The 24,993-nt window shown below is 65.1% G+C and carries 22 protein-coding genes and 1 riboswitch; of the genes, 7 read left to right on the top strand and 15 right to left on the bottom strand.

Annotation, left to right across the window (positions count from 1 at the left end):
• Positions 1–388: 388 nt before the first annotated feature.
• Positions 389–1,168: an SDR family NAD(P)-dependent oxidoreductase gene (locus ACV22W_RS32115; protein ID WP_448023493.1), complete on the bottom strand. Its 780-nt coding sequence runs from the start codon at positions 1,166–1,168 to the stop codon at positions 389–391.
• Positions 1,169–1,201: 33 nt separating this feature from the next.
• Positions 1,202–2,449: a D-arabinono-1,4-lactone oxidase gene (locus ACV22W_RS32120; protein WP_448023494.1), complete on the bottom strand. Its 1,248-nt coding sequence runs from the start codon at positions 2,447–2,449 to the stop codon at positions 1,202–1,204.
• Positions 2,450–2,710: 261 nt separating this feature from the next.
• On the opposite strand from ACV22W_RS32120, the gene ACV22W_RS32125 reads away from it, so the two are divergent.
• Positions 2,711–3,736 (top strand): helix-turn-helix domain-containing protein, encoded by a 1,026-nt coding sequence (locus tag ACV22W_RS32125; RefSeq protein ID WP_448023495.1) that lies wholly within the window; start codon positions 2,711–2,713, stop codon positions 3,734–3,736.
• A 145-nt stretch (positions 3,737–3,881) separates the two neighbouring features.
• Here the strand turns inward: ACV22W_RS32125 and ACV22W_RS32130 are convergent, their stop codons facing one another.
• From ACV22W_RS32130 to ACV22W_RS32175, 10 genes are all read right to left on the bottom strand, one after another.
• Positions 3,882–4,310, bottom strand: coding sequence for a 2-oxoglutarate dehydrogenase (locus ACV22W_RS32130; RefSeq protein ID WP_448023497.1), 429 nt, complete (start codon positions 4,308–4,310; stop codon positions 3,882–3,884).
• Positions 4,311–4,354: 44 nt separating this feature from the next.
• On the bottom strand, positions 4,355–6,205 hold the full coding sequence (locus ACV22W_RS32135; protein WP_448023498.1) for a S10 family serine carboxypeptidase-like protein: 1,851 nt from the start codon (positions 6,203–6,205) through the stop codon (positions 4,355–4,357).
• Between the two features lie 713 nt (positions 6,206–6,918).
• On the bottom strand, positions 6,919–8,730 hold the full coding sequence (locus ACV22W_RS32140; RefSeq protein ID WP_448023500.1) for an ExeM/NucH family extracellular endonuclease: 1,812 nt from the start codon (positions 8,728–8,730) through the stop codon (positions 6,919–6,921).
• Positions 8,731–8,919: 189 nt separating this feature from the next.
• Entirely contained in the window at positions 8,920–9,861 is a 942-nt protein-coding gene (locus tag ACV22W_RS32145) for a copper resistance D family protein (protein ID WP_448023502.1), read from the bottom strand.
• Positions 9,858–10,238: a copper homeostasis periplasmic binding protein CopC gene (copC, locus tag ACV22W_RS32150; protein ID WP_448023504.1), complete on the bottom strand. Its 381-nt coding sequence runs from the start codon at positions 10,236–10,238 to the stop codon at positions 9,858–9,860. Before copC ends, ACV22W_RS32145 begins: the two co-directional genes overlap by 4 nt.
• Before the next feature lie 14 nt (positions 10,239–10,252).
• Positions 10,253–10,600 carry a copper-binding protein gene (locus tag ACV22W_RS32155; RefSeq protein ID WP_059692489.1) on the bottom strand — a complete coding sequence of 116 codons (348 nt, stop codon included), beginning with the start codon at positions 10,598–10,600 and terminating at the stop codon, positions 10,253–10,255.
• A 73-nt stretch (positions 10,601–10,673) separates the two neighbouring features.
• Complete coding sequence (locus ACV22W_RS32160; protein WP_059608038.1) at positions 10,674–11,969, bottom strand: multicopper oxidase family protein; 1,296 nt, start codon at positions 11,967–11,969, stop codon at positions 10,674–10,676.
• A gap of 1 nt (position 11,970) precedes the next feature.
• Positions 11,971–13,485 (bottom strand): TolC family protein, encoded by a 1,515-nt coding sequence (locus ACV22W_RS32165; protein ID WP_448023506.1) that lies wholly within the window; start codon positions 13,483–13,485, stop codon positions 11,971–11,973.
• A complete protein-coding gene (locus ACV22W_RS32170) occupies positions 13,482–13,775 on the bottom strand; it encodes a hypothetical protein (RefSeq protein WP_448023508.1) in 294 nt (97 codons plus the stop codon). The genes ACV22W_RS32165 and ACV22W_RS32170 overlap by 4 nt, the downstream gene beginning before the upstream one ends.
• Before the next feature lie 88 nt (positions 13,776–13,863).
• Positions 13,864–14,238: a hypothetical protein gene (locus ACV22W_RS32175; protein WP_448023510.1), complete on the bottom strand. Its 375-nt coding sequence runs from the start codon at positions 14,236–14,238 to the stop codon at positions 13,864–13,866.
• A gap of 267 nt (positions 14,239–14,505) precedes the next feature.
• Between ACV22W_RS32175 and ACV22W_RS32180 the strand changes: the two genes are divergently transcribed.
• The 3 genes from ACV22W_RS32180 (at position 14,506) to ACV22W_RS32190 (ending at position 17,979) form a co-directional block, all read left to right on the top strand.
• The gene (locus ACV22W_RS32180; RefSeq protein ID WP_059533764.1) at positions 14,506–15,177 is read left to right on the top strand and encodes a heavy metal response regulator transcription factor; all 672 of its coding nucleotides are present in this window, start codon (positions 14,506–14,508) and stop codon (positions 15,175–15,177) included.
• Complete coding sequence (locus ACV22W_RS32185; RefSeq protein ID WP_448023511.1) at positions 15,174–16,589, top strand: heavy metal sensor histidine kinase; 1,416 nt, start codon at positions 15,174–15,176, stop codon at positions 16,587–16,589. Before ACV22W_RS32180 ends, ACV22W_RS32185 begins: the two co-directional genes overlap by 4 nt.
• A gap of 112 nt (positions 16,590–16,701) precedes the next feature.
• Positions 16,702–16,877: riboswitch (yybP-ykoY riboswitch) on the top strand.
• A 91-nt stretch (positions 16,878–16,968) separates the two neighbouring features.
• The gene (locus ACV22W_RS32190) at positions 16,969–17,979 is read left to right on the top strand and encodes a sodium:calcium antiporter (RefSeq protein WP_321850432.1); all 1,011 of its coding nucleotides are present in this window, start codon (positions 16,969–16,971) and stop codon (positions 17,977–17,979) included.
• An 18-nt stretch (positions 17,980–17,997) separates the two neighbouring features.
• Here ACV22W_RS32190 and gstA read toward each other — a convergent pair whose 3' ends face one another.
• Positions 17,998–18,636 (bottom strand): glutathione transferase GstA, encoded by a 639-nt coding sequence (gene gstA, locus ACV22W_RS32195; protein WP_448023513.1) that lies wholly within the window; start codon positions 18,634–18,636, stop codon positions 17,998–18,000.
• A gap of 137 nt (positions 18,637–18,773) precedes the next feature.
• Between gstA and ACV22W_RS32200 the strand changes: the two genes are divergently transcribed.
• The 3 genes from ACV22W_RS32200 to ACV22W_RS32210 all read left to right on the top strand — a co-directional run bounded on the left by ACV22W_RS32200 (position 18,774) and on the right by ACV22W_RS32210 (position 19,823).
• Positions 18,774–19,130, top strand: a complete 357-nt coding sequence (locus ACV22W_RS32200) for a winged helix-turn-helix transcriptional regulator (RefSeq protein ID WP_448023515.1) — start codon at positions 18,774–18,776, stop codon at positions 19,128–19,130.
• A 21-nt stretch (positions 19,131–19,151) separates the two neighbouring features.
• Positions 19,152–19,520 (top strand): hypothetical protein, encoded by a 369-nt coding sequence (locus tag ACV22W_RS32205; protein ID WP_448023516.1) that lies wholly within the window; start codon positions 19,152–19,154, stop codon positions 19,518–19,520.
• Between the two features lie 120 nt (positions 19,521–19,640).
• Positions 19,641–19,823: a hypothetical protein gene (locus ACV22W_RS32210; RefSeq protein ID WP_448023517.1), complete on the top strand. Its 183-nt coding sequence runs from the start codon at positions 19,641–19,643 to the stop codon at positions 19,821–19,823.
• A 376-nt stretch (positions 19,824–20,199) separates the two neighbouring features.
• Here the strand turns inward: ACV22W_RS32210 and ACV22W_RS32215 are convergent, their stop codons facing one another.
• Together ACV22W_RS32215 and ACV22W_RS32220 are read right to left on the bottom strand one after the other, a co-directional pair.
• Entirely contained in the window at positions 20,200–21,939 is a 1,740-nt protein-coding gene (locus tag ACV22W_RS32215; protein ID WP_448023519.1) for a ShlB/FhaC/HecB family hemolysin secretion/activation protein, read from the bottom strand.
• Between the two features lie 794 nt (positions 21,940–22,733).
• Positions 22,734–24,993 (bottom strand): hemagglutinin repeat-containing protein (locus ACV22W_RS32220; RefSeq protein WP_448023521.1); only part of this gene is annotated, 2,260 nt, incomplete at its 5' end.

Raw genomic sequence — 24,993 nt, forward strand, 5'->3', positions numbered from 1 at the left:
CTCGTCCTGAATGGCAGTCCAGAGTTCCGGATCGACGTTGGCGACGGTGCTGGTAGTGCGATTGAACATGATGATTGATCAAAAGAAAGTGATGGATTGACCCTGGCATGCCGGACTTGCCCGGACCGCGAAGCCGAGCGCCGGACCGGCGCTCGATGACGTCATCGACCATGCCGCCCCGCGATGCCCGCTGAACGGTGATTCGGCATTGCCATTCCAGCAGACGCAAATCGGTTCAGATAGAAGGATTACGACAATCCGCTAGGACGCATCGCGCGGCGAACGGGCAAAAAAAATCGAAGGTCCGCATCGCTGCGGAACCTTCGACGGAACCTGCCGCTCCTGGAGAACGCGTGCCTGCCCTTCGGCCTCCTGCGAATATCGGGGCCTAAACGGCGGAAAAACAGTTGTCGACGAACAGGTGCGTGCCGTTGACGAAGCTCGATTCGTCCGACGCCAGGAACAGCGCGGCCGCGGCCACTTCCGATGGCTCGCACAGCCGGCCTTGCTGCACCGCGATGGCCGCTTCGGTCGCGTCCACGCCCATCGCCTGCAGATCCTTCAACTCGCGCATCCCGTGCGGCGTGCGGATGAAGCCGGGCGCCAGCGCGTTGCAGCGGATGCCGCGGTCGCGGTACTCGACGGCGATCGCCCGCGCGAACATGTGGCACGCACCCTTGGTCGCGTCATACAGCACCTCACCGGGCGTCGCGCAGACAGCCGAGATCGACGACGTGCAGACGATGCTGCCGCGGCCCTTTTCCAGCATCTGCGGAAGGACCGCCTTCGTCATCAGGAACATGCTCTTCACGTTCACGCCCATCAGCCAGTCCCATTCCGACTCCTCGATGTTGAGGAACGGTTTGACGATCAACGTGCCCGCGTGATTGAACAGGATGTCCGCATTGCCATACTGCCGGCGCGCGGCGTCGACCGCTGCCTGCACGTCCGACTGCCTCGACACGTCGGCGCCGAGGCCGATCGCCTGCAAGCCGGCATCGCGCAGCCGCGACGCAAGCGTTTCGGCCGCGTCGCCGTCGCGGTCGACGATCGCCACCTTCGCGCCCTGCGCGGCGAACAGTTCGGACGCGGCGCCGCCGCATCCGCCCGCGCCGCCGCTCACGATGGCGACCTTGCCGGCCAGTCGCCCGTCAATCTTGGCATTCATTCGTCGTTCTCCAGTCTGGTTCGTTCGGACCGCTCAGCTGAACAGCGTCCGAAGATGATCGTTGAGGAAACGGCCCTCCGGGTCCGCGCTGCGGCGCAGTTCGCGGAACGCTTCGGCTTTCGGGAACCGGCGATCCACGTCATCGCGGTTCGTGAAGTGCAACTTGCCCCAGTGCGGACGCGACCCGTAATCGCGCAGGATGTCGTCGACGTCCTTCAGGAACGGCCAATAGTCGACGCCGTTCGGCCCGCCCGAGCACGAGATGGTTACGCTGTCCTGATTGTTGAACGGGCTTATCCACGCCGGATCGCCCTTCGTGAAGCGGTATTCGACCGGGAAGATGCAGTCGCGATGCTTCGTGAGGATCAGGTCGCGCACGCGGCGCAGCGCTTCCTTGCCGTGTTCGGCAGGCACTGCGTATTCGAGTTCGTGGAAGTTCGCGACGTAGTGAATCGCATAGACCTCGGCGCTGTACGCGATCTTCTCGTGCTCGCCTTCGAAGAACGTGCGTTCGTCGGTGATGTCCATCACCTTGATTTCGCACACGTCGTAGTCCTTCCTCGAGTTCGACACCTTCGCGGTATCGGGCAGGCAGTACAGGTGGCGGCTTTCGGACGTCGGGCACCAGAAGAAACCGAAATGCCGGTGCGTGGCCGCAAGCTCGTCGTACTTTTCCATCAGCGCCTCGAAGTCCTCGCGCCACACGCGGTCGTGCAGCCAGAACGCGTCGGTCACCTGCAGCGTCAGCTCCGACACCACGCCGAACAGGCCGAGGTTCACCTGCGTCGCATGCAGCAGGTCGAGGTCCTGCCTGTCGCTCACTTCCATGATCGAGCCGTTGGGGCGAACGATCCGCATCCCGACGACCTGCGACGACAGGTTGCTCAGCGTCGTCCCCGTGCCGTGCGTGCCCGTTGCGAGCGCACCGGCAATGGCCTGCGAATCGATGTCGCCCTGGTTGACGAGCGAGAAACCGATGTCCTTCAGATGACGCGTCACCGCGTTGATCCGCGTGCCGGCCTTCACCGTGACGCGCTTTCGTTGCTCGTCGACCGCGACGATGCCCTGGTAATCCTTCAGCGACAGCAGCAGGCCGCTCGTCGCGACGACCGGCGTGAACGAATGCCCCGATCCCGAGCATCGGACGTTCTTGCCCTGGCTCGTCGCGGCATGCACCAGCTCGGCGATCTCCGCCTCGCTGGTCGGCGACGCCATGTGCGCGGCAACGCACGACTGATTGCCCACCCAGTTCCGCCAGAATCCGCCACGTGGAAGCTCCATCGACGTCTCTCCAGAAGTGTGCTGCCGGGACCACGCCGGCAGCCGTGTTCGGTTCGTCCGGCAACGAAGCGGGAGGCTCCAGGTGCCGGCGCGATGCGATACGTTGTGTTCCGTTCGTGCCAAAGGTATTGCGCCGGCCGGCTTTTCACTATCGGATTTCGGCAAGCGAGGGTTTCTTCGGGGAATCGGGCCATCGGGGTTTTTGACCGGCCTGAGCAGCGGCTACAATGCATCGATCCGGCCCGCCCCTTCCCGACTCCGATGACGCCGTCCGCCGATCCGAGCGATTTTTCTGGCGCCCCACCGTTCGCACGAACGGTGGCGTTTTGCGCGTTCACCGACGTGGAGGAACAGGCGCGGATCTTCGACGGCTGGGATCTCAATTACACGCAGATCTCGGGCGGGCTGTTTCATGGCTCGTCGTCCATCGTGTCGCTCGGCGGCATCCGGCTTCTGGTCGAGGACCTCGACAAGGTGATCCTGCAGCAGGGCGCGGTGCCGTCCGACCGCATCGCGGTGGCCGTGCCGCTGGAGCTCGAAGGCCATGCGCGCATGTGCGGCGAGAAGAGCGGGCGCGACAGCCTGCACGTGTTCTCGAGCCAGCCCGTGTTCGAGTTCTATTCGCCCGACCGGCACGTGCTCGTGAATGTCGAGATCGAGCCCGACAAGCTGTCGACGGAGGCGATGCGAACGCTCGCCGCGTCGCTGCGCGCGCGCACCTTCGCGCCGCTGATCCCGATGACGACCCAGGTCGCGGACCGCTTGCGCGACCTGCTGCGCCACACGATGGCCGCGGCCGCGAAAAGCACGCCGATCGACGACGTGACGACGCAGGAACGGATCGAGCTGCTCGAGCGGACCGTGCTGTATGCCATTTCCGAAGCAATGACGACGCCCGCGCCGGACGCGGACGCCCTCGCGACGCGGCCGACGAAGTACTGGTCGCTCGTGAACGCGGTACAGGAGCGGCTGCAGGATGCGTCGACGTGCCCACTGTCGATCGCCGAACTGTGCGTGCAGCTCGGCATCAGCCGGCGTACCGCGCAATACGCATTCAACGACACGCTCAACCTGAATCCGATCGCATACCTGCGCGCCGTCCGGCTGAATCACGTTCGCCGCGAGTTGCGGCTCGGCGGATCCGTGACGTCGGCCGCGACGAAGTGGGGCTTCTGGCACCTGAGCAGCTTTGCGCAGGACTACCGCGCGATGTTCGGCGAGTTGCCGTCGGCGACGGCGCGGCGTTACGCGCAACGGGAAACCGCACACCGATCACGTGATGCGTGACGCGGCGTGCCGTTGCCTGCGCATGAACTGAGCTTCCATGAAGAATGCCGCGGCCGAACGTGCGCCGCGGCGGGTTGAAAGCAGGCCTCAGGCGCGGGGGGCGGCCGGCACCGGCCACCACCCCGCGCACGACCTCGCTACACCGTCACTCCTGCTGATCCTGCTCCGCCTGCACCTGCCGCTGCTGGATGAACTGCCGCACATCGCTCATCGTCACGCGACCGGTGTGTTTCGCGTCGATCTCGTCGAAGTGCTTCGCGACGAAGCCCAGCCCGCTGCTCTGCGCCTGCGCTTTCGTCACCGCCGCGCCGTTGCTCAGCACCGTGTTGCCGCCGAGCCGTGCGTCGACACGCTTCTGCGCCTGCTGTTGCAGCGTCGCGCCGGTCGACGGCAATACCGGCGCCACGCGGGTCGAAGGAAAGAACGGACCGTCGACGCCGTGCCCGCCGCGCGGCAGCTTCACCGGCGCCACCGCCTGCGGCGGCAGTGCGTGGGCGCTGCTCATCACGGCGCCGAGGACGATCAACGGAGACATACGCCGCATCAAGTTGATTAGGGACATGATCACTCGCATTCAATGGATGAATTGAGGGTTCCTTTTCGCAAGGAGTCCGTCGTTTACGGTGCGGCCGCCAGCGTCGTCGCGGCCGTCGCGCCCGGCACGCTGCCGGTCGGCGTGCCGGCCGGGTTCTCGTCCGGCCACGGCGGCGGCAGTGTGCGCAGCGTCAGCGCGGTCGGAATCCGCCTGCCCTGATAGAAGATCGCCAAGTCGCGCTTCATCTGCGGACGGGCCACGTCATCCAGATACGTCATGTGCCCGCCCTGGAAGAAATTCACCTGCAGCTTCGGGTTCAGGCCCTTCACCGTCTGCAGCCGCGCGAGCTGCTTCTCGGTGTTGAAGAACGGCGTCGCCAGGTCGTGGAGGCCGTTCTCCGCGAGCACCCGGAGCTTCGGATTGAGCTGAAGCGCGCCGAGCAGATCGGGGATCGAGTCGGGCATCGGCTGGCCGTCATGCGAGAAGTCCCACACCTGGATGATGTTGTCGTTCAGCGGCAGGTAGGTCGCGTTCGGCGCGGTGTAGCCGAGGTAGTCGGGCATCTGCGTCGCGAGCGCGTTCGTGAACGGCTGCGAGATCAGGATGTCCGACGGATCGCCGTCCGTTTGCAGCCGCGGATCCGAATTCGGCAACGACACGCGTCCGTCGTAGCGCCCGATCGTCGTGCCGGGCAGCAGGCTCGTGCCGAACGGATTCGCGTTGAAGTAGCCGCGCAGCGCCTGCTGCGTGAGGCTCGACGGCAGCGACCACAGCTTCAGCGTCGCATCGCTCGGGAACACCGGCGTGCCGAGCGCATCCGGAATGCCGAGCTGGCTCAGCACCCACGACTGCGAGTACTGCTGCAACTGGTTGTAGATCAGCGTCGTGAACAACTCGGTCTGCAGTGCATACAGATACGGGTTGACCGGCGCCGGCGACACCTGGTTGAAGTACGCCGCGACCGCCGCATAGCCTGGCAGATAGCCGGCCACGGTATCGGTCTCCAGCAGCAGCCCTTCGGTCGACTGCGTGATCGCCACCGCTTCCACCGCATCGGCGAAGTAGTTCAGGATCGACGATTGCAGCACGATCCCCGTCAGGTGCACGCCGGCCGATTCGAGCGCCAGCGCGAGCATGTCGGTACGCGGCGTGCCGTACGATTCGCCGTACAGGTAGATCGGCGACGTGCCGCGGCCGTTGACGTTCAGGTAGCGCTGGATGAAGTCGCGCATGATGTTGACGTCCGCGTCGGAACCCCAGTACTTCTGATTGGTGTTCGGCAGCACGGCTTCCGACAGCCCGGTTCCCGGCGGGTCGATGAACACGAGGTCGGTCGTGTCGATCAGGCTGTCCGCGTTGTCGACGAGCGGATAGTTCGGCCAGTTGTTGCCGAACAGCGGATCGGGCGTGGCGACGCGCGTCGGCGCGAAGGAGCCGAGGCGCAGCCAGATCGACGACGAGCCCGGCCCGCCGTTGTAGACGAACGTGACGGGGCGCGGCTTGCCGTTCGTGCTCGGCGCGGTGTACGCGACGTACGACATCGACGCTTCCGCGTTGCCGTTCGCGTCCTGCGCGGTCAGGTGGCCCGTGGTCGTCGTGTAACTGACCGTCGTGCCGCCGGATTTCCACTGGTAATGCATCACCGCCGCCTTCTCCGAGACCTGCGCGGCCGCGAGGCCGTCGGTCGCGTTCATCGAATACGCGACGGGGTCGACGTAAGGCTGGTTTGCCGCCGGCGCCTGGCTGCCGGCCGCCGCTTGCGCGCTGGCCTGCTGGCTGGCGGTGGCCTGCGCGAGGCTCGACGCGCCGACCGACGACGAATCGTCGCCGCCGCAGCCCGCGAGCGCGAGCGTCACGATGGTCAATGCGCCTAGCCCGGCCAGCCGGCCGCGACGCTCGCGACGGCTGCCGGTACTGCTCCTGTCTGGTTTCATCTCTGTCCTTGTGTTGGGTCGGATACCGCTTCACACGGGCCGCCATCGCCGGCGAAAAACGCGCAGGCACACCCGCCACTCGCGTTGCACGGTCGGCAGACGGCGGTTGGGGATTGGACTTCTTCGAGAGACTGAACTTGATACAGACACAGCAAACTGCAGGCGGAGAATGATGCGGGAACGCCGCCCCCCTCGCAGTTTCGACGACTTTCGTATTACCAAAATTTACGACATGACAAAAATAGGCGGTGCTGCGCCGCGTTGTCAAAGATCATTCCGATATTAAAAAATCTCTCATGATGCGAATGGCAGCCAGTGTCTGGAGTTTGAAAGAAAATACGATTGTTCGCGTCCGGTTCGTTATACGAGTCGTTCTTACTGGAATGTGGCGGCGGCTTCGCATGTCGCATAACCCTTTCCGGGCTTCGACATTGCGTGTGGACTCCCTTTAAATCGGCGAGGGTTTTCTTTCATTTTAATTATCCAGAATCGATTAGTTCGACTCGCCGAATAAAACCAGCATCGTCCACAAAAATACCGATTTCGGTTATTCCCAGGATACGCAGCAGAATTATTTACCCGATATCGGAATGGAACCGCGGCATGCGGCAGACGGCATCGATGCGTAATGCGCGATTGAGGAGGGAGAGACAGGCAGCGCGAGCGGCAACACCACCGCCCGCGCAACGTCGTTCAGATACTCGATTCAGCGATCAGCGCCCGCCGCCCGGCAACGCGATATCGATCAGCACCGGATCGTGGTCCGACGAACGATACGCATCCGGCGCGTAGAAGGTTTTCTGCTGCTCGGCCGACTTGTACGCGAGCGTGTACTGCAGCGCGAGGGGCTCGTCCGCGTTGATGTGCCATTCGTGCACGGCTTTCACGTGCGACGCGAGCGGCAGCGACGCGAGCGCGTGATCGAGGTAGCCGGCTTCGCCGTTGTACACGTAGCTGTACGCGTTGGCGCCGATCCAGCGCGACACGAGGTTGCGGTAGCCGCGCGATTCGAGCAGGCGGATCGGGTCTTCATGCGTGTAGCTGTTGAAGTCGCCGATCAGCAGCGTGCCCTGCCCCGCGATGCCCGTCGGCGTGCCGGCGAGCCAGTCGGCCAGCTTCGCGGCCGCGCGCGCGCGCGTCGGATTCCAGCAACCCTGGCCGTCGCCCTGGTCGAGGTCGTCGTTCGTGGCGCCCGGGCAGTTCTTCGACTTCAGGTGGTTGACCGCGATCGTCAGCGCCTGCTTGCCGCCGATCCGGCGGAACGACTGCGCGAGCGGCTGGCGGTTCTTGTCGTCGATCGCGAGCGTCGACGCGCGGCCGACGGGTTCGACCGCGCGGCTGTCGTAGATCATCGCGACCGCGATCGCGTCGCCGCCGAGGCGCGACGTGCCCGGATCGACGACGCGCCAGTGGCTGCCGAGCTTCGCCGCGAGCTGGCGCACCGCGCTCAGTTCGCCGTAGCCGTTGTTCTGGATCTCCATCAGGCCGATCACGTCGGCGTCGAGCGCCTTCAGCGCGCTGACAATCTTCGCTTCCTGGCGCTGGAATTCCTGATAGGTCTTCGCGCCGCGGTTGTTCGGATCATCGAAGCCGCCGCCGAGACCGTTGCCGTTGAAGTAGTTGAGAACGTTGAACGATGCGACGCGCAGGTTCGATTTCGGATCGCGCGCCGGGGCGTTGGTGCGCGGGTTCGAACGCGTGTCGAACGTCGGCGCGGCCGCGCCGGGCAGCGGCTGCACGCGCCATGCGCCGTAGCGCACCTCGAGCACGCCTTCGACGTCGCGCACGGTGTACCCCGAGCGCAGCGTGTTCGCGGCCGACAGTTCCGGCGCCGGATACGGCACGGTCGCCGGGTTCTGCTTGTTCGAGCCGTCGTCGAGGATCAGCCGGTTGCGTGCGTTCGCATCGATCTGCGTCTGCGCCTGCGACGGCGGCACCACGCTCGTCGGCGTGCGCAGGCGGCCGTTGCTCAGCATCACGCTGCCGTAGCGGCCGAGTTCGTAGTTGTCGGTGACGGTGAGCGTCTGCGGCAGGCGCACGCGCATCCCTTCATATGCGGCGAATGCGCTCGGGTTGTCGACCGGCAGCGTGAGCGTGGCCGGCGTGACCGTCTGGCCGGTCGCGCACACCGCGATCGCGCCCGATAGCGTGAGCTGCGTCTGCCCGTATTTTTCCTCGACCTTGCCGGTCACGTGCACGAGATCGCCGGCCTTCGCGCGCACTTTCGGCGCATAGACGAACAGGCCTTCGGAGACGCCCGGCTGGTTGCGGCGCTGCGCGTCGGCCTGCTGGACGAAGAAGCCGCCGAAGCCGTCCGTGCCGCCGAAGTCGGCGGTGACGACCGCTTCGACCGACACGTTCTGGCCGGCGAGCGGCGACGGCGCGCCCGGCCCCTGGATGTCGGCGATCGGCGTCGTGCTGCCGCCGCAGTTCGGACTGACGGGAGCGGCGGTGGCGGCTAAGACGGGCGCGGCAAGCGTGGGCAGCAGCAATAGCGGGGCAAACAGGCGGATTGTCGAGCGCATGACGGGGAATCCCGGTTGTGAGGGTGGCGAAAGCTTAGCGGCGCTCGGTGACAGTTTTTAGTAACCAAAAGACAGATAGATGTAATCATCCGGCTTCGCTACCCCGGTCGGAAAGCGGGAAATCGTCTGGTCGGAACCACCGCTGTTCCGACGATTTCCCGATACCGGCTTCGCCTGCCGACCGTGGCGCTAAACCGTCCCCGGCAACGCGCTCGACACGAGCACGGCGGCCACCATCAGCACGCCGGCCAGCACGACCGCCTCGATCCGCAGCACCGCGCCGAACCGTCGCAACAGGCCGGCCGGCGTCGCGGCTGCCGGATCCTTCAGTGCGGCCAGCAGCTTCGGCATCTCGAAGAACCGGTTGTGTCCGCCGAGCGCCGCCGCGACCAGCACGAGCGCGAGCTTGAACAGCAGGATCTGCCCGTACGTCGACCCGAGCAGGTTCGCGGGCGTATCGACACCGCGCCAGCCGTTGTAAGCGCCGGTCGCGAACAGCACGATCAACGCATACGTCGACGCATCGGACAGCGACTGCACGAACGAGACGCCGGTCGTGCGTTCGCTCGCGGGCATGCCGGCAAGACGCGGCATCACGCCGAACGCCGTCACGAACACGAGCCCGACCCACGCGCTGATCGCCAGCAGATGCAGCCAGTCGACCCACACCGGCACGCTGAACAGGCCCGCGTCGACCGGATGCCCGCCGTTGCTGCGCGCGAGTGCGATGCCCGCGAGCGCGGCCCACATCGCGAACGGAAAGCGCGTATCATTCGCACGCCGGAGCAACGACAGCAGCACGACGACCGCCGTGAACACCGCGCCGGCCAGCCACGCGTGGCCGAAGCCGGTGCCGGCGAGCATCGCGCGGACGGCCGGCCCGGCGTCCAGCATCGACACGTCGCTCATCAGCGCGCAGTGCGCCCAGAACGCGGTGACGCTCGCGAGCAGCGACACGCTGGACGCGATGCGCAGCGTCGCGACGAGACGCCGCGCGATGCCGCGCTGCCACGCCGACTCGCCGCGCGCAAGCCAGTGGCTGCCGAGCAACGCGCCGACGATGACGGCGAACCCGGTGTTCTGTATCGCCACCGACACGAGCCTCAAAAGGCCGACGAAGCCCTCGTTCACCCCTTCACCCTGAACGAATAGGTGCCCTTGGTGCGATGCGCGTCGGCCGTCATCGCCACCCACTGCACCGTGTACGCGCCAGGCGCGAGCTTCGGTATCGCGACGGTCATCACGCGCGGGTTCGACGCATCGATTTTCGCCTTTTCGTGCGCGACGGCATTGCCGTTCGCGTCCGACACCTTCACCGAGCTGAACGCCGGTTCGAGATCCTCGTTGAACGTCAGCCGCAACGTGTCGGGCGCGGTGTCGACCGCGCTGCCGGTCGCCGGTGCGGCGCTTTCCAGCTTGCCGTGCGCGAATGCTGCGGCCGGCACGGCGGCGACGATCGCGCCGGCCGCGGCGAGGGCGGCCAGCCGCCCGAGGGGGGTGATCTTCATGGTCATGCCCGGCGTCACGGCTTCTTCAGCTCGACGACGGTCAACGCGCCGCCCACGTCCTCGGCGACGAAGTCAACCTTGTCGCCCACCTTCACCTGCGACAGCATCGCCGGGTCCTTCACCTTGAACGCCATCGTCATCGCGTCCATCCCGAGGTTGTCCAGCGGGCCATGCTTGATCGTCAGCTTGCCGGCGCCCGTGTCGATCTTGCGGATCTCGCCGTGCGACATCTCGTGCTTCGCGGCGGCGCCCTGCATCGCGCCGCCGCTCATGTCCATGCCGGCCATGTCGCCGGCCGCGTACGACGCGGCGGAAAACGCCAGCATGCAACCCGTTGCAATCGAAACCAGTTCCTTCTTCATCGTGCGTGCTCCTGAGTGAATGAAACGAAAACCGGCGGCCGCGTCATCACGGCCGCCGCATGCTGCCCGCGGCTCAACCGTCCGGCAATTCGCCCGTGTATTCGTACGCGACGGTGCCCTTCGGATGCCGGAACCAGCCCGGATCGCGATAATCGTTGCGGCCGAGGCCCTGCCGGACCTTCAGCACCGTGAACATGCCGCCCATCTCCAGCGGCCCGAACGGGCCGGTGCCCGTCATCATCGGCAGCGTGTTGTCGGGCAGCGGCATTTCCATGCCGCCCATCGCGCCGCCCGTGCTGCCCATCGCCATGTAGTCGGGCACGAGCTTGCCGATCTTCTTCGCGAGATCCTTCTGCGGCACGCCGATCAGGTTCGGCACCTGATGACCCATCGCATTCATCGTGTGATGCGACTTATGGCAATGGAACGCCCAGTCGCCCGGACGATCGGCGGTGAACTCGATCGCGCGCATCTGGCCCACCGCGACATCGGCCGTCACCTCCGGCCAGCGCGCCGCCGGCGGAATCCAGCCGCCGTCGGTGCCGGCCACCTCGAAGCTGTAGCCGTGCAGGTGGATCGGATGGTTCGTCATCGTCAGGTTGCCGAAACGAATCCGCACACGGTCGCCCGCCCGCACCGGCAGCGGGTCGATGCCCGGGAACACGCGCGAGTTGAACGTCCACATGTTGAAGTCCGTCATCTCGTTCACGCGCGGCGTGTAGCTGCCCGGATCGATGTCGTACGCGGCGAGCAGAAAGACGAAGTCGCGATCGACCGGCATCGTCGCGCGATCCTTCGGATGCACGATGAACATGCCCATCATTCCCATCGCCATCTGCACCATCTCGTCGGCGTGCGGGTGATACATGAACGTGCCGTGCGCCTCCAGCTGGAACTCGTAGACGAAGGTCTTGCCGGGCGGAATGTGCGGCTGCGTGAGGCCCCCGACCCCATCCATCCCGTTGGGCAGCCGCAGCCCGTGCCAGTGAATCGTCGTGTGCTCGGGCAGCCGGTTCGTCACGAAGATCCGGACCTTGTCGCCTTCGACGGCCTCGATCGTCGGGCCCGGCGACTGGCCGTTGTAGCCCCACAGGTTCGCGTTCATCCCGGGCGCCATCTCGCGCACGACGGGCTCGGCCGTCAGGTGGAATTCCTTCCAGCCGTTCTTCATTCGCCACGGCAGCGTCCAGCCGTTCAGCGTCGCGACGGGCGTGTACGGGCGGCCGTTGGGCGGCACGAGCGGCGGCTGCGTGCCGGCCTTCGCCATCGTGGGCGCTTCGGGCAGCGACGCCGCGCCGGCCTTGCTGACCATCGCCGCACCGAGCAGCGCGGCGCCCGAGCCGCTGAGAAATTGTCGACGGGACACCATGTCAATGACCTTCCGGATGCGGTGCGGGCGCCGGTTGCGCCACGGGTGAAGAAGCCGGCTGCGGCGCAGCGTCGGTCGTGAGTGCGGCGGGCGCGTCCGCGCGCTGCGTCGGCTGCGTCGGCTGCGTCGGCTGCGTCGGCTGCGTCGGCTGCGCAGTCGGCAGGCGGCCGCCGACGGCCGCCTGCAGATCGGTTTCGGCGAGCCAGTAATCCTTCAGCGCGTCGATGTAGCCGTTGACCGCGCCGACCTGTTCGCGCGCATCGCTCAGCAGCTCGAACACGCTCACGAGCATCCCGTTGTAGCGAAGCAGCAACTCGTCCGAGATCGTCTTGCGCAGCGGCACGACTTCATCGCGATAGTGCTTCGCGACGTCGTAGCTCGTCGTGTATGCCGCGTACGATTCGCGCACCTCCGAGCGCGCGTCGATCGCCGTCTGCGCGAGCCGGTTCGCCGACCGCATGTAGACGGCCTCGGCCCGCGCGACCTTCGCGCCGCCCCAGTCGAACAGCGGAATCTCGACGCTGATCTCGTAGCCGTGCTCGTGCCCCTTGCTGGTCTCGTAGTTGTTCACGTAGCCGAGATCGACCGCGTTGACGAAGCGCGTCGCCTTGCTGAGCCCGAGCGACGACGCGACGCCCTGCGTCTGCAGCTTCGCGGCCTGGATGTCGAGGCGGTTGTTCATCGCATAGCGTTCGAGATCGGGCAGATCGGGGCGTGCCTCCGGCAGGTCGGGCAAGCGCTCGGGCAGCGCGTACCGCGTGCGCTCGCCCCACTGCCCCATCGCGCGCGTGAGCTTCTCGCGCGCGGCCACGGCCTGCTGCTGCGCCTTCGCCTGCTGCGCGACGGCATCCGCGTGGAACGCCTGCTCGCGTGCGTAGTCGAGCCGGCTGAAGTTGCCGGCCTGGCGCATGCGCAGCGCGAGCTCGGCGCCGGCGCTCGCGGCGTCGCGGACCTGTCGCGCATAATTCGCGGCCTGTTCGGCAGCGACGGCTTCGACATACGCGCGGCGCGCGTCGGCCGCGACCTTCAGCATCGCGTCGGCGGTTTCGAGCCGGGTCTGCTCGAAACGGCGGCGTTCGATGTTCGTCGCGAGCGGCAGCGTCAGCAGCGCGAACACGTTGGCCGAGAACGTGCGGCCGAGGCTCAGTTCGCCGTCGCCGGCCCGCGTGCGGCTGAACGAGAAGCGCGGGTTCGGCAGCCGGCCGGCCTGCACGAGATCGGCCTCCGACAGCCCGAGTTCCGCGTACGACGCCTGCAGGCCACGGTTGTTCAACAGCGCGAGCTGCACCGCGTCGTCCATCGACAGCGGTTTCTCGAGCAGTTCCTTCGTCCGCTTGTCGACGGCTGCGCGGTCGGCGTCGGTCCTGACGATGACGGCGTCCTTCCCGATGCGCTCCGATGCGACGGACGACACGGCGTCGAAGCCGCCGTCCTTCGAGAACGTCGTGCAGCCGGCGAGGAATGCGAGCACGAGCACGGTCGCGCCGATTCGCGGTGAAATCGCAAGTCTCGTCATTGCGCGGCCCCTCCGTGCATCGAATGGGACGCGCCGGCTGCCGCATTGCCGGGTTTCGCGTGTCCGGTCGTGTTTCCCTTCGCGGGCCGCGCCATCACGTCCCGGTTCAGTTGCTTCCAGCCCGGGCCTGCGTCGTCCCGATACGGCACGTAGCCGTCGAACGCGGACGTCACCGTGACGTCCGGCACCGACGCGGCCGCGTCGGCCGGATCGGGAAAGGCGGTTTGCGCGGGCGCGAGCGACGGCACGAGCGCCGCCGCGCCAAGCAGCGCCGCAGTAATCAATCGCATGAATGTTTCTCGTCGTGAGTCGTGCGGCGGACGTCGTGCGTTCGCCGGCACGGTTTGCGGATCGCGGCCGGTCGGCCGCGGGCACGGATCAGACGGGAATCCGGCGTGGCGGCCGGTCGATGCCGCCGGTCAAAAACGACACGACGACCGCCGACGGTGAGGACGAGACGATCGCGAGGCCGACGTCCGACGTAACGGACACGGCAGGCACCTCCGCCATGCCCGAGCCGAAACAGCAGGACCCGCATGCGGAACAAGGCGTCGCATGACGTGCGTGGTCGTCGTGCCCATGCCGCTCGCCGTGCGTACCCGGCATCCCATGCGACGCGGCCTGGGCATCGACGCCGGCACCCGCGTGCGGCACGGCAGCACCCGCGCATGGCGTCGACACGGTCGCGAACGACTGGATCGGCACGCACAGCGCCAGCAGCACGACGAGGATGAATTTGCGCCAGTACGACATGGATGCGGAATCACGCAGACAATGACCGGATGAACGGGAGCAGCGCCGCGACGACGCGCTCCGGATACAAGACGGCCGCAGCTTATCGCCGCCGGCGTGACGACGACATGGCCGAAACATGACCGAATTTTCATGAAGCACGCTCACCGCATCGCAAGCGTGGTTCATGAAAATTCCGTCATCCGGCGGTCATCTTTCGCGCACGCGCTGCGCCGTAAGCTCACGCGTTACACTGACCGGCTGGAATCACGAACGGCCTGCTCCACCATGCGGATACTGATAGTCGAAGACGAACCCAAGATGGCGTCGTACCTCCGCAAGGGGCTGACGGAGGCGAGCTACACGGTCGACGTGGCCGAGAACGGCCAGGACGGGCTGTTCCTCGCGCTGCACGAGGATTTCGATCTCGTCGTGCTCGACGTGATGCTGCCGGAACTGGACGGCTTCGAGGTGCTCCGCCGGCTGCGCGCGCAGAAGCAGACGCCGGTGCTGTTGCTGACGGCCCGGGAGGCGGTCGAGGACAAGGTCACGGGGCTCGAACTGGGCGCCGACGACTACCTGCTCAAGCCGTTCGCTTACGCAGAGTTCCTCGCCCGCATCCGTTCGCTGCTGCGGCGCGTGCCGCGCAATTCCCGAGAAATCCTGCAAATCGCCGATCTCGAAGTCGACCTGATCAAGCGCCGCGTGCGGCGCGCCGACGCCCGCATCGACCTGACCGCGCAGGAGTTCGCGCTGCTGCAGCTGCTCGCGGAGCGCGAGGGCGAGGTGCTGACGCGCACCTTCATCACGTCGCAGATCTGGGACATGAATTTCGACAGCGACACGAACGTCGTCGATGCGGCGATCAAGCGCCTGCGCGCGAAGATCGACAACGCGTACGAGAAGAAACTGATCCACACGATCCGCGGGATGGGCTACGTGCTCGAGGATCGCGCGTGACAGGCGGCCCCGCGCCCTATTCGCTGCTCCGGCGCCTGACGCTCGCGTTCGCGGTCGTGGCCGCGCTCGTGTTCGCGCTGACCGGCGCGTATCTGTATCGCTCGCTGTCCGCCGAGTTGACCCGGCGCGACGACATCGAGATCGCCGGCAAGCTCAACCAGTTCCTGCAGCTCGCGCGGGCGAGCGGCTCGACCGCAGCGTTGCGCGCCGATCCGGCCGTCTTCCATGAAGTGCTGCTGTCGCATCCGGGCGTCTACCTCGGCATCTACGACGGCGCGAACCACCCGCTCGTCGAACACACCGACGAAGCCGGCCACACGCTCGCATCGGTGATCGCGCGGCCGCAGCCGGCCGGTGCAGCGGGCGCGGCGGCGAGCCCGTTCACGTGCTCGCCGCCCGGCATCGGCACGTCGCGCTGCGTCCGTGCGCGCGCCACGCTGCCGTCGGGCGAAACCATTCAGGTCGCGCTGGCCCGCACGGCGGCCGATCGCCAGTCGCTGCTGGAGAGTTATCGTGTCGACATCTGGCTCGCGGCCGTGCTCGGCGCGCTGCTGGTCGGCGCGCTCGGCTACGCGGTCGCGTCCCGCGGCCTGCGTCCGGTCGAGAGCCTCGGCCGGCAGACGTCGCGCATCGAGGCGCACAACCTGACCGCACGCCTCGATGCGCGCGGCGGCCCGATCGAGCTGCGCGAACTCGCCACATCGGTCAACCGGATGCTCGACCGGCTCGAGCGCGCGTTCGTGCGGCTGTCGCAGTTCTCGTCCGATCTCGCGCACGACATGCGCACGCCGCTCGCGAACGTGATCAGTTCGTCGCAGGTCACGCTGTCGCGTGCCCGCACCGCCGAGGAATACGAAACGCTGATCGACTCGAACATCGAGGAATGCGAACGGCTTCAGCGGATGATCGAGAACATGCTGTTTCTCGCGCGCACGGATAATGCGCAACAGCACCTGAAGACGGTCGAACTCGACGCGGGCAACGAATTGCGCCGGCTCGCGTCGTATTTCCAGGCGCTGGCCGACGAGACCGGCGTGCGCCTCGACGTGCACGGCGCAGCGCCCGTCGTCGCGGACGCGACGCTGTTCCGGCGCGCCGTCGGCAACCTCGTCTCGAACGCGCTCGAACACGCGGAAGCCGGATCGACGATCGAGCTGGCCGTATCGACCCGGCCCGGCTACGCGGTCGTCGAAGTCACGAACCGCGGCATCGCGATTCCGCCCGAACAGATCGAGCGGATCTTCGAGCGCTTCTACCGGATCGATTCGTCGCGGCACGGCGCGGCGCGCAACACCGGGCTCGGGCTCGCGATCGTCAAGTCGATCCTCGAGCTGCATCGCGGCAAGGTCGAGGTCGTGAGCCGCGACGGACGGACGACCTTCGCGCTGCACTTCCCTGCCCGCGTTTCGTGACACGCGGATGATGCCGCCGCGCGCATGCCGATTGCTTCCGATGCGGCATGGGCATCCGTCACGAGGCGGCTTGACCGCACACTTGCCGAAAGCGGCCGGCTCGGCTAGACTGCCCTTCGTCTTTGGGGAGTAGCCTGCTTTCCATCCCCGGAAAGCGAACGCGTCAACACACTCGGCCTGCGGCCGTGGCGCGTTCGGCCGAATCGGTCTGGCGAGACCATCGACGCATCGCGTCGTTCCTGGTCGGACGTCGGCAGATGCGTCATGGTTCGTCCACGTCCGACCACGGAGTCCCCATGTTCCTTCCAGCTTTCCCCCTGCATTTCGTTCGCTGCGTCCGTTCCGCCCCTGCCGGCGTGCCTGCCTGCGGAGGTGCTGCATGACGTTGATGCTCGTCGAACTGGCGCTCATGCTGATCGTCATCCTGGTCGCCGCCGAACTCTTCACGAATGCGCTCGAACATCTCGGCGAGCGGCTGAAGATTTCCGAAGGCGTGACCGGTTCGCTGTTTGCCGCCGTCGGTACCGCGCTGCCCGAAACGATGGTGCCGCTGCTCGCGCTCGCGGGCGGCACGTCGAACGCGGCCGTGAACGAGGAAATCGGCGTCGGCGCGATTCTCGGCGCGCCGCTGATGCTCGCGACGCTGACGACCTTCCTGATGACGCTCGCCGTGATCCGCTCACGCGGGCTGACCGGCACGATCGCGCCCGAGCGCACCGGCTTCGTGCGCGACCTGAACTACTTCATCGCCGCATTCACGCTCGCCACCATCGCGATGTTCGTCCCGCATCACGTGTGGGCCGTCCGCGCGCTGCTCGCCGCGATGCTGGTCGGCATCTATGTGATGTACGTCTTGATGACGTTCCGCGCGTCGACGCAACTCGTCGATGCCGGGCACGGCACCGAGGCGCCGCATGCGATGTTCCTGTCGCGCGTCGGGCTGCCGACCAACCTGGCCACCATCGCGCTGCAACTCGCGCTCGGCGTCGCGCTGCTGGTCGGCGGGGCGAAGGGGTTCATTCACGGCGTCGAGGGTGTGTCGCACCTGCTCGGGATCTCCGCGCTGCTGCTGTCGCTGATCATCGTGCCGATCGCGACGGAGCTACCGGAAAAGGTCAACAGCGTGCTGTGGATCCGCCGCAAGAAGGACACGCTCGCGTTCGGCAACATCACCGGCGCGATGGTGTTCCAGGGCACGTTGCTGCCGGCGATCGGCATCATGCTGACGCCGTGGGAACCGCGCCCCGAAGTGCTGACCGGCGTGGTCATCACGCTCGCGGCGGCGGTGTGGCTGCGCGTCAATGCGCGTGCGCGCGGGCTCGCGATCTGGGCGTTGCTGGCGAACGGCGCCGGGTACGTCGGCTATCTGTTCGTGACACTGACGCGCTGAAGGCCCGGCGTGCGTCAGTCAGGACGCGCTGCGGCGAGCGTCGGCCTGCAGCACCTGCTGCACGGCCGGCCGCGCCCGCACCCGCTCGTACCACGCGCGCAGGTTCGCGTACTGGCTGAGGTCGATGTCCGCGTTGTACACCGAGCGCATCCAGTCGGCCTTGCCCCAGCCCGTGAGCGCGAACAGGTACGCATCGGCGATCGTGAACGTGTCGCCCGTGACGAAGGTCCTGCCGTCGAGCTGCCGGTCGATCCATGCGAAGCGGCTGTCGAGCTTCTGCCGCGCCGGGTCGACGTATTTCCCCGCCTGCACCGCGTACAGCAGCGGGATGAAGCCCTTGTGGATTTCGGTGCCGAGGAAGTTCAGCCATTCCATCAGCCTGTAACGCGCAAGCGTGCCGTGCGCGGGTGCGAGCCCCGCTTCCGGGCGCCGGTCCGCGAGATACTGCGCGATCACCGGCCCTTCGCGCAGGATCGTGCCGTCGTCGAGTTCGAGCAGTGGCACGTAACCGAGTTCGTTGACGTCGCAATAGTTGCGGCCGTCTTCGATCCGATGCTTGCGCGCGTCGACCGTGACGATCTGCACGTCGATGTCCGCTTCGCGCAGCACGATGCGAATCGCCTGCGAACAGCTGCCGGGAGCGTGATAGAGCTTCATGTGTTTCCTTGGTTGGATGGTTCGACTATCGATTCGCCGCGACGCGGGCGCTAATATCTCGCATCGGCGCAGCGCTGAGAAGAAGGCAGTCGTTTGTGCCGTAGTCACGAAAAAGTTACCGACCAGGGTTCAGCAGGATGAAAACGAGTGCGACAGGATGTTCCGTGGAAGAGGCGATGCGCCTGCTCGGCGGCCGCTGGCGGTTGCTGCTCGTGTCCTACTTGCTCGACGGGCCGAAGCGCTTCAGCGACCTGCGCCGCGACATGCCGGGCATCTCGCAACGGATGCTGACGCTCGATCTGCGCGCGCTCGAGGACGCCGGCTTCGTGCGGCGCACCGTGTATCCGGAAGTGCCGGTGCGCGTCGAGTACGATCTGACCGCGGACGGCGACCGGCTGCGGCCCGTCGTCGAGGTCATGCGCGAGTTCGGGCTGTGGCTGAAGGCGCGCGATGCGCATTGCGAGGTCGAAGCGGAAACGACGCTTCCCCGATAACCCCACATCGAGAGAAACATCATGGAACTACATGCCACCGTCGGCGCGGCGACGTCCGACATCGAAGACGACGAAAGCTGCGCGAACATCTATTGCCACGACGCGGAACGGAACTATTGCTTCTCGCTGCTGCGCTTTCCGGAGGAAACGTCGATCGAGGTGATGGTGCTCGACCAGCTCACCGCGCACGTGAAGGATTTGACGGTACGCCTCACGAGCGACACGATCGAAGTCGAACTCGACGAGCGCACCGCCGCGCGGCTCGACGGCAACACGCATTACGTGATTCATCTCGCGCCCGGCGAGCACGATCCGGTCGTGCTGCGTGCCGCGCTCAAGGAAATCTTCGACGGCAAGAGCGGGTATCGCGACGACAGCGCAAGCACGTGACCCGGCCTGCCCGGCATTCGTCCGCATCTCACGCGTTCGCCCTTCGCTCATGACACGCGCTTCGCGATTCCAGCTGCTTCGCCGCCGCTGCTCACGTTCAACGTCGACGACACCGTCACGGTGCGCGTCGAACGGGCCGAAGGCTCGCGCGTCACGATCCGCTTCCTGCCGAGCGCAGAGACACGGACGCTCGACGTCGACGTATACGACGAGGAAGGCCACTACCGGCTCGCATCGGACGACTACAACTTCGACGGCCACCGCGATCTCGCCGCGCACGCACTGCTCGGCATGGTGAACTAGCGCTACGGCATCTTCATCTACGACGCCGTGCAGATTTGTCGCACCCAGCGGGGACCCTCTCCTTGCTCTTCAGTTGCGGCAACTAGAGGACTCCGATAGATTTGTCGCGACAGCAGGGACACGAACGGGTCGATCTGTTGAGGTGTTTTTCGCCCAACGATGTGTCGACGGTGCGGCCGAAATAGCGCCGGCACGACTGGAATTCGAACAGCGGCAACCGGCCGATCGGGCGCGCTCTGATTCCCGCGTCGTGATATGGATGCCGCCGCAGCTTGGACAACGGGACCGCGGCACGTGGCTCCCGGACAACAAAGCGACGATCTGCGCGGTCCGAAAGGTCGTCAGTTCTCGTGCCTCGCTGGTGTCGTCTGCGACATCAGAACTGTGCCGTGACCTGAAATCCGATCGTGACTCGCGCCGTAGGAAACCCGGACGGTTTGTAGATCGGTGTGCCGGCAAACAGGTCGTAACCAAAGGCTCCCGTTCGAGTCGCGACGCTGCCCTTCACGCCGATCACCGCGCCCGCCAGCTGCGTGCCGACGAGAGCAACCGGCTGCGGACCCCACACGCGGCCGTAGTCGACGCCCGCATAGGCCGCCTGCCCGGTCTGGCCGATCGGCGCCTGCAGTTCGTTGCGCCAGTAGAAGCCGCGCGACGCCGCGAGCATCGTCTCGCCGTCGAATCCGCGCACCGTATAGCGGCTGCCGATCGCCAGGTCATCGATGTAGTACAGCGTATTGCCGGTGTACTGACCGTGGAACGTCGTCACGTAGCGGAACGGCTGCTGTGCGATTGCGAACGGGACTGACAGATTCGCGTCGAGCACGGCCATCCTGTAGCGGTAGGTCGGGCCGCCGTCGGCCGACAGGGTGTCGTCCTGCGCGCCGAACGCGCCGATCCCCTGCCGGTATGCGAGCGTGCCGTCGAACTGCGCGTTGCCGAAGTAATGGCGATCGGTCAGGCCAAACTCGACGAACGTGTTGTTGCGGCGCTGCTGCGGGATCTCGGTGTCCTCGATGAAGCTTTGCCCGAAGCGGCGCGACAGTCGGAACTGCGCACCGAACACGTCGTTCTGGCTGCGCGACAGCACGCGGTTCAGCTTGAAGTCGACCGTCTTCGAATTGCCGCTCGCAACGAAGGTCTGGTTCACGCCGGCGATCTGCTGGTAGTACGTGTTCGTGTAGGCCGACAGCGTCGCGGTCCAATAGCCCCACGGGATCGAATAAAAGCCGTTCCAGCCGTGCGAGCCGAGGCGCTTGTCACCGAACTCGAGATCCTGGCTCACGCCGACGTTGAAGATGTCGTTCAGGCCGAGCGGGTTGTCGATGCCGAGCGACAAGTTGCCCTGCAGGCGACCGGTCGCGCGCGTACCCGAGTTGTCGATCGACGCGACGACGGTCCACGGCTTGCCGCGTTTCACGTCGAGCACGACGTCGCTTTCACCCGGCACATCGGCCGGCACGATCTGCATCGACACGTCCTGGCTCGACACGCGTTTCATCTGCTCGAGGCCCTGTTCGAGGTCGCGCAGGTTCAGCAGCTCGCCGTCGCCGGTTGGAAAGGCAGTTTTCCAGGTGCCGCGGAGCTTCTCGTCGGCAACACGCACATGGCGGATCACACCCGGAATCAGCGAAAACTTGAGGGTCCCGGTCGACAGGTCCTGTTCGGGCAGCAGCACGCGCGTCGTCACATACCCGCGCGCCAGGATAGCTTGCGACAGGCCTTTGACGAGCAGGTCGAGCCCCTGTTTGCCGACGCACTGGCCCGTGTAGTGCCCAAGCCATTCACGCGCGAACGCGAAGCGATCCATCGGCAACGCCGACGCGCCTTGCAACTTCAGGGAAGCAGGTATTGCATCGGGCACGTCGAGTGCAAAACGATCAATGCGAAAGCACGGCGTTTCCGATGGCAGCGTTCGATATTCAGCATTCGCCACCACTTCCGAACGCAATCCGGGCGCGGTGACGGTCCGTTCGCGTTCGCGTGCCTCTTCCTGCTGTCGGGTTTGCTGGTCGTTGCCCGGAATGATCAGGCGCGGCGATTCCTGCGCCGACACGCTCGTCGCGATAAACAGCACTGCTGCAGCGGTAGAATACCCTCGGCGAATAATTTTCATGTTCTTCTAGATATGGAATCGTGGACTACACTCGGATCACTCGTATTCGTCAAGGATGCGACTGCTTATTAACGCGATCGGCATACCGATCATTTAAAAAAGTCCGCAGAAAAATGCATGGATGGCACCCATACTGATCCAAGCAGCAGGATTCTGCTCGCGCGTCATCTTGACCCACTGCTTCGGATTTTTATCTCCGCCGATCGTTTCCATCCAACCATCCTGCTTTCCAAGAAATGTCTTAGCTAAAGAAGGTATTCTTTAATATCACGCGAACGATGAAGCCGGTCATCGCAGCGAAAAAGCACCACCAGATGACTTTCTGTATCCGCGTTTTCGGAGTAGATATAATTAACAGCCCCATGGCTACCCCCCATTCCCAGTTTTTACTTGATTAACGGAGAAGCCCCCAGCCAACTGAAGCGAGGTTGTTTGTCTTTCCCACGTTTACACCTGCACCAAGGCCTACAACAGTTGCCGTATCGTTTCCAGGCGACACCATGATGCCGCCCCCATACCACCGTAAAGTGCCGATCCGCCACCTGCATATCCGCCAGCAAAATTAACGGTCCCGTCAACGTGAAATAGCATCCAGGCCTCGCCGACTGATCTCAACCAGACTGACTCGGCACCTGACCCAGCGCCGCCGAGCCCGTATTCGTCACGATTTTAAAGAGAAAAAATGTTCTTTAGCACCACATACGCGATAAAACCCATAATTGCGACGAAGACAACAATTCCCACCACCTTCTGCATTCGTGTCTTAGGAGTTGATCCCGGAATACCAACCATAATTACCACCCCATCCCTGTTTTACCTTGATCTACGCTGTAGCCACCACCAACGCCACCGATATTGGCATTCTTCCCAGCACTAACACCACCACCGACTCCAATAATCGTTGCCGTTCCATTGCCTGGTGAATTCATAATCCCTGCGCCAAATAAACCGTAAGCGCCAGTCATGCCGCCAGCATAGCCGCCAGCAAAGTTATTCGTCTGGCCGGGAGCAACGCTTGTTTGATTGAGCCAGCCGGCAGTAATACTTGCCGACGCCTGAACCGGATTGGGGAGTGCCATATTTACACCAGTCCCGAAGTACGCGTGACCATCTCGCGTAAACGTCCCCCATACGCTTCCTACAAAGTAATCGATCTGGAAGTTTACAAAGTCCGGGGCTCTCACCAATCCCGGATTCGAGCCCGTCGTCGTTGCCTGATAGGAGAACCCGCTACCCTGCGCCCCCTTCGCAATATACGCTTGCAAATCCGGATCACCCGGTCCCAGAGATTGCGTCCACACCGTTTGCCCGGCTCTGTTCACGCCATACTGCGTCCATTCCGTCCCGTCTTGCGGCTTATCGCCCGACGCCACCCGCACATTGCCCGGCAGCATCCCGCCGTCCGACGTCACCAGATTCATCTGTGCCATTTGGTCCACGATTTGCTCCACCGTGTACTTACCGCCGCTCTCCGTCGCCAGCTTCTTCGCCAGCGTCAGTTCTTTCGCCTTGCTATCCTCATGCAACTGCCGATTAAACCGGTCGACGTTGTATCCAGAGAACGCTCCCGATTCACCGCCCACAGCCGCACCGGCCCCCGTCGCAAGCGCGTTCGCCACGATATTACCCAGCGCCTGATTCATATTGGCGTTGCCTGTCGGATCGCTGCCTGCGATCGCACTACTCAGTTCGTTCAGCTTGCCAGACGCGATCGATGCAATCGCCGCGCCGGCTGCACCACCGACTGCGTTGCCACCCGCCAGCCCCGTCACCAGCGCCGCACCCGCACCCTGCATCAGTGCGCGGTTCGCTCCGCCTTCCTTCCACGCGTCGACACCTGCCTGGTCACCATTCTTCTCGGCTTGCCGTTTCATCTCGTCGGCATAGTCACCGATCCGGCGCGACACCGCTTCGCCAGCTGCGCTGGCCGCAGCCATCATGTCCGCTTGATTGCTCAAGAGATTCTGCATGTCGGGGAGTTTGGCAACCGTACCGTTTGTATTCGTCGTATCGCGGTTCAAGCTCGCCACATCCTGCTTCTGGTTCGACGAATCCGTGATCGTCACCGCCCCCGCACTGACACCACTCTTCGTCGTTGCACTATCACTGCCGCTGTCGCTCTGTCCGAGCATGGGCGCGGCGCCACCGGCATTCTTCCCCGACGCACTGCCGTGCGTGCTGTAGTTCATCCCGCCGTCGCCGGTCGTCGCGCCTGCGCTGAAACCGCTCGAACTCGCATCGTAGTGCGACTGGTTCTGGATGTCCGAGAAGGACAGCGAACCCGTCGTCAGCGAATTCTTCGACGCATCCGCTTCACTCGCGATGAGCCCACCCTTCAGGTCGGTATTGCCGGTGACGTTGATATTGAAGCCGCCGTCGCCCGCGTGAATTCCGGCTTGCTCGTTGACACCCGCATAACTGCCTGTGGCATTGCCCTTGCTCTGGCTGAAGCTCGCGCTGGCGCCACCCTGGCTAATGCTGAAGCCGCCGCCCGAACTCGACTGATGCGCTGCACTCGTCAGCGTATCCTGCACGCTCTCGATGTTCAGGTTCCCGCCCACATCGGCATTCACCTGATTGCCCTTCACGTTCGAGCCGATGATGTTCGTATCGCCGCCCGAGATGATCGTCACGCCGTTTGCTGCGTTCACGTGACTGCTGTTCTGCGTGGCCAGATCGCTGTTGCCGTCGCCGTTGGCCTTCGACATCGCCGCGGAAACACCGAACCCGCCCGTGCCGACGGACACCCCCACGCTCGCGCTCTTCGACTCGTTCGTGCTGCGCGTCGAATCCGTATCGGTCCTATTGACGATATTGACCTGATTCTTCGCTGCCAGGATCACGTCGTTTGCGTTCACGTTCGAACCCGCGATCGCCACATTGCCGCTACCCGGTTGCCCGTTCCCCGTTGCCGCAAACGCGACCGTCCCGCCCGCATTCACATTCGAGCCGCGATTCGTCACGCTGTCTTCGGAGAATGCGCTCTTGCTGTGACTGCTGCCGACGCTGACTTCGACCTTGAACTGAGGCGTTTCTCCTGCCCCCAGCGCCCGA

The organism is Burkholderia sp. AW49-1 (assembly GCF_053427845.1).

What these genes read in the sequence shown, in the direction of transcription:
- ACV22W_RS32115 (WP_448023493.1), bottom strand. Translation starts at nt 1,168, where the DNA reads ATGAATGCCAAGATTGACGGGCGACTGGCCGGCAAGGTCGCCATCGTG.
- ACV22W_RS32120 (WP_448023494.1), bottom strand. Translation starts at nt 2,449, where the DNA reads ATGGAGCTTCCACGTGGCGGATTCTGGCGGAACTGGGTGGGCAATCAG.
- ACV22W_RS32125 (WP_448023495.1), top strand. Translation starts at nt 2,711, where the DNA reads ATGACGCCGTCCGCCGATCCGAGCGATTTTTCTGGCGCCCCACCGTTC.
- ACV22W_RS32130 (WP_448023497.1), bottom strand. Translation starts at nt 4,310, where the DNA reads ATGCGAGTGATCATGTCCCTAATCAACTTGATGCGGCGTATGTCTCCG.
- ACV22W_RS32135 (WP_448023498.1), bottom strand. Translation starts at nt 6,205, where the DNA reads ATGAAACCAGACAGGAGCAGTACCGGCAGCCGTCGCGAGCGTCGCGGC.
- ACV22W_RS32140 (WP_448023500.1), bottom strand. Translation starts at nt 8,730, where the DNA reads ATGCGCTCGACAATCCGCCTGTTTGCCCCGCTATTGCTGCTGCCCACG.
- copC (WP_448023504.1), bottom strand. Translation starts at nt 10,238, where the DNA reads ATGAAGATCACCCCCCTCGGGCGGCTGGCCGCCCTCGCCGCGGCCGGC.
- ACV22W_RS32155 (WP_059692489.1), bottom strand. Translation starts at nt 10,600, where the DNA reads ATGAAGAAGGAACTGGTTTCGATTGCAACGGGTTGCATGCTGGCGTTT.
- ACV22W_RS32160 (WP_059608038.1), bottom strand. Translation starts at nt 11,969, where the DNA reads ATGGTGTCCCGTCGACAATTTCTCAGCGGCTCGGGCGCCGCGCTGCTC.
- ACV22W_RS32165 (WP_448023506.1), bottom strand. Translation starts at nt 13,485, where the DNA reads ATGACGAGACTTGCGATTTCACCGCGAATCGGCGCGACCGTGCTCGTG.
- ACV22W_RS32170 (WP_448023508.1), bottom strand. Translation starts at nt 13,775, where the DNA reads ATGCGATTGATTACTGCGGCGCTGCTTGGCGCGGCGGCGCTCGTGCCG.
- ACV22W_RS32175 (WP_448023510.1), bottom strand. Translation starts at nt 14,238, where the DNA reads ATGTCGTACTGGCGCAAATTCATCCTCGTCGTGCTGCTGGCGCTGTGC.
- ACV22W_RS32180 (WP_059533764.1), top strand. Translation starts at nt 14,506, where the DNA reads ATGCGGATACTGATAGTCGAAGACGAACCCAAGATGGCGTCGTACCTC.
- ACV22W_RS32190 (WP_321850432.1), top strand. Translation starts at nt 16,969, where the DNA reads ATGACGTTGATGCTCGTCGAACTGGCGCTCATGCTGATCGTCATCCTG.
- gstA (WP_448023513.1), bottom strand. Translation starts at nt 18,636, where the DNA reads ATGAAGCTCTATCACGCTCCCGGCAGCTGTTCGCAGGCGATTCGCATC.
- ACV22W_RS32200 (WP_448023515.1), top strand. Translation starts at nt 18,774, where the DNA reads ATGAAAACGAGTGCGACAGGATGTTCCGTGGAAGAGGCGATGCGCCTG.
- ACV22W_RS32205 (WP_448023516.1), top strand. Translation starts at nt 19,152, where the DNA reads ATGGAACTACATGCCACCGTCGGCGCGGCGACGTCCGACATCGAAGAC.
- ACV22W_RS32215 (WP_448023519.1), bottom strand. Translation starts at nt 21,939, where the DNA reads ATGAAAATTATTCGCCGAGGGTATTCTACCGCTGCAGCAGTGCTGTTT.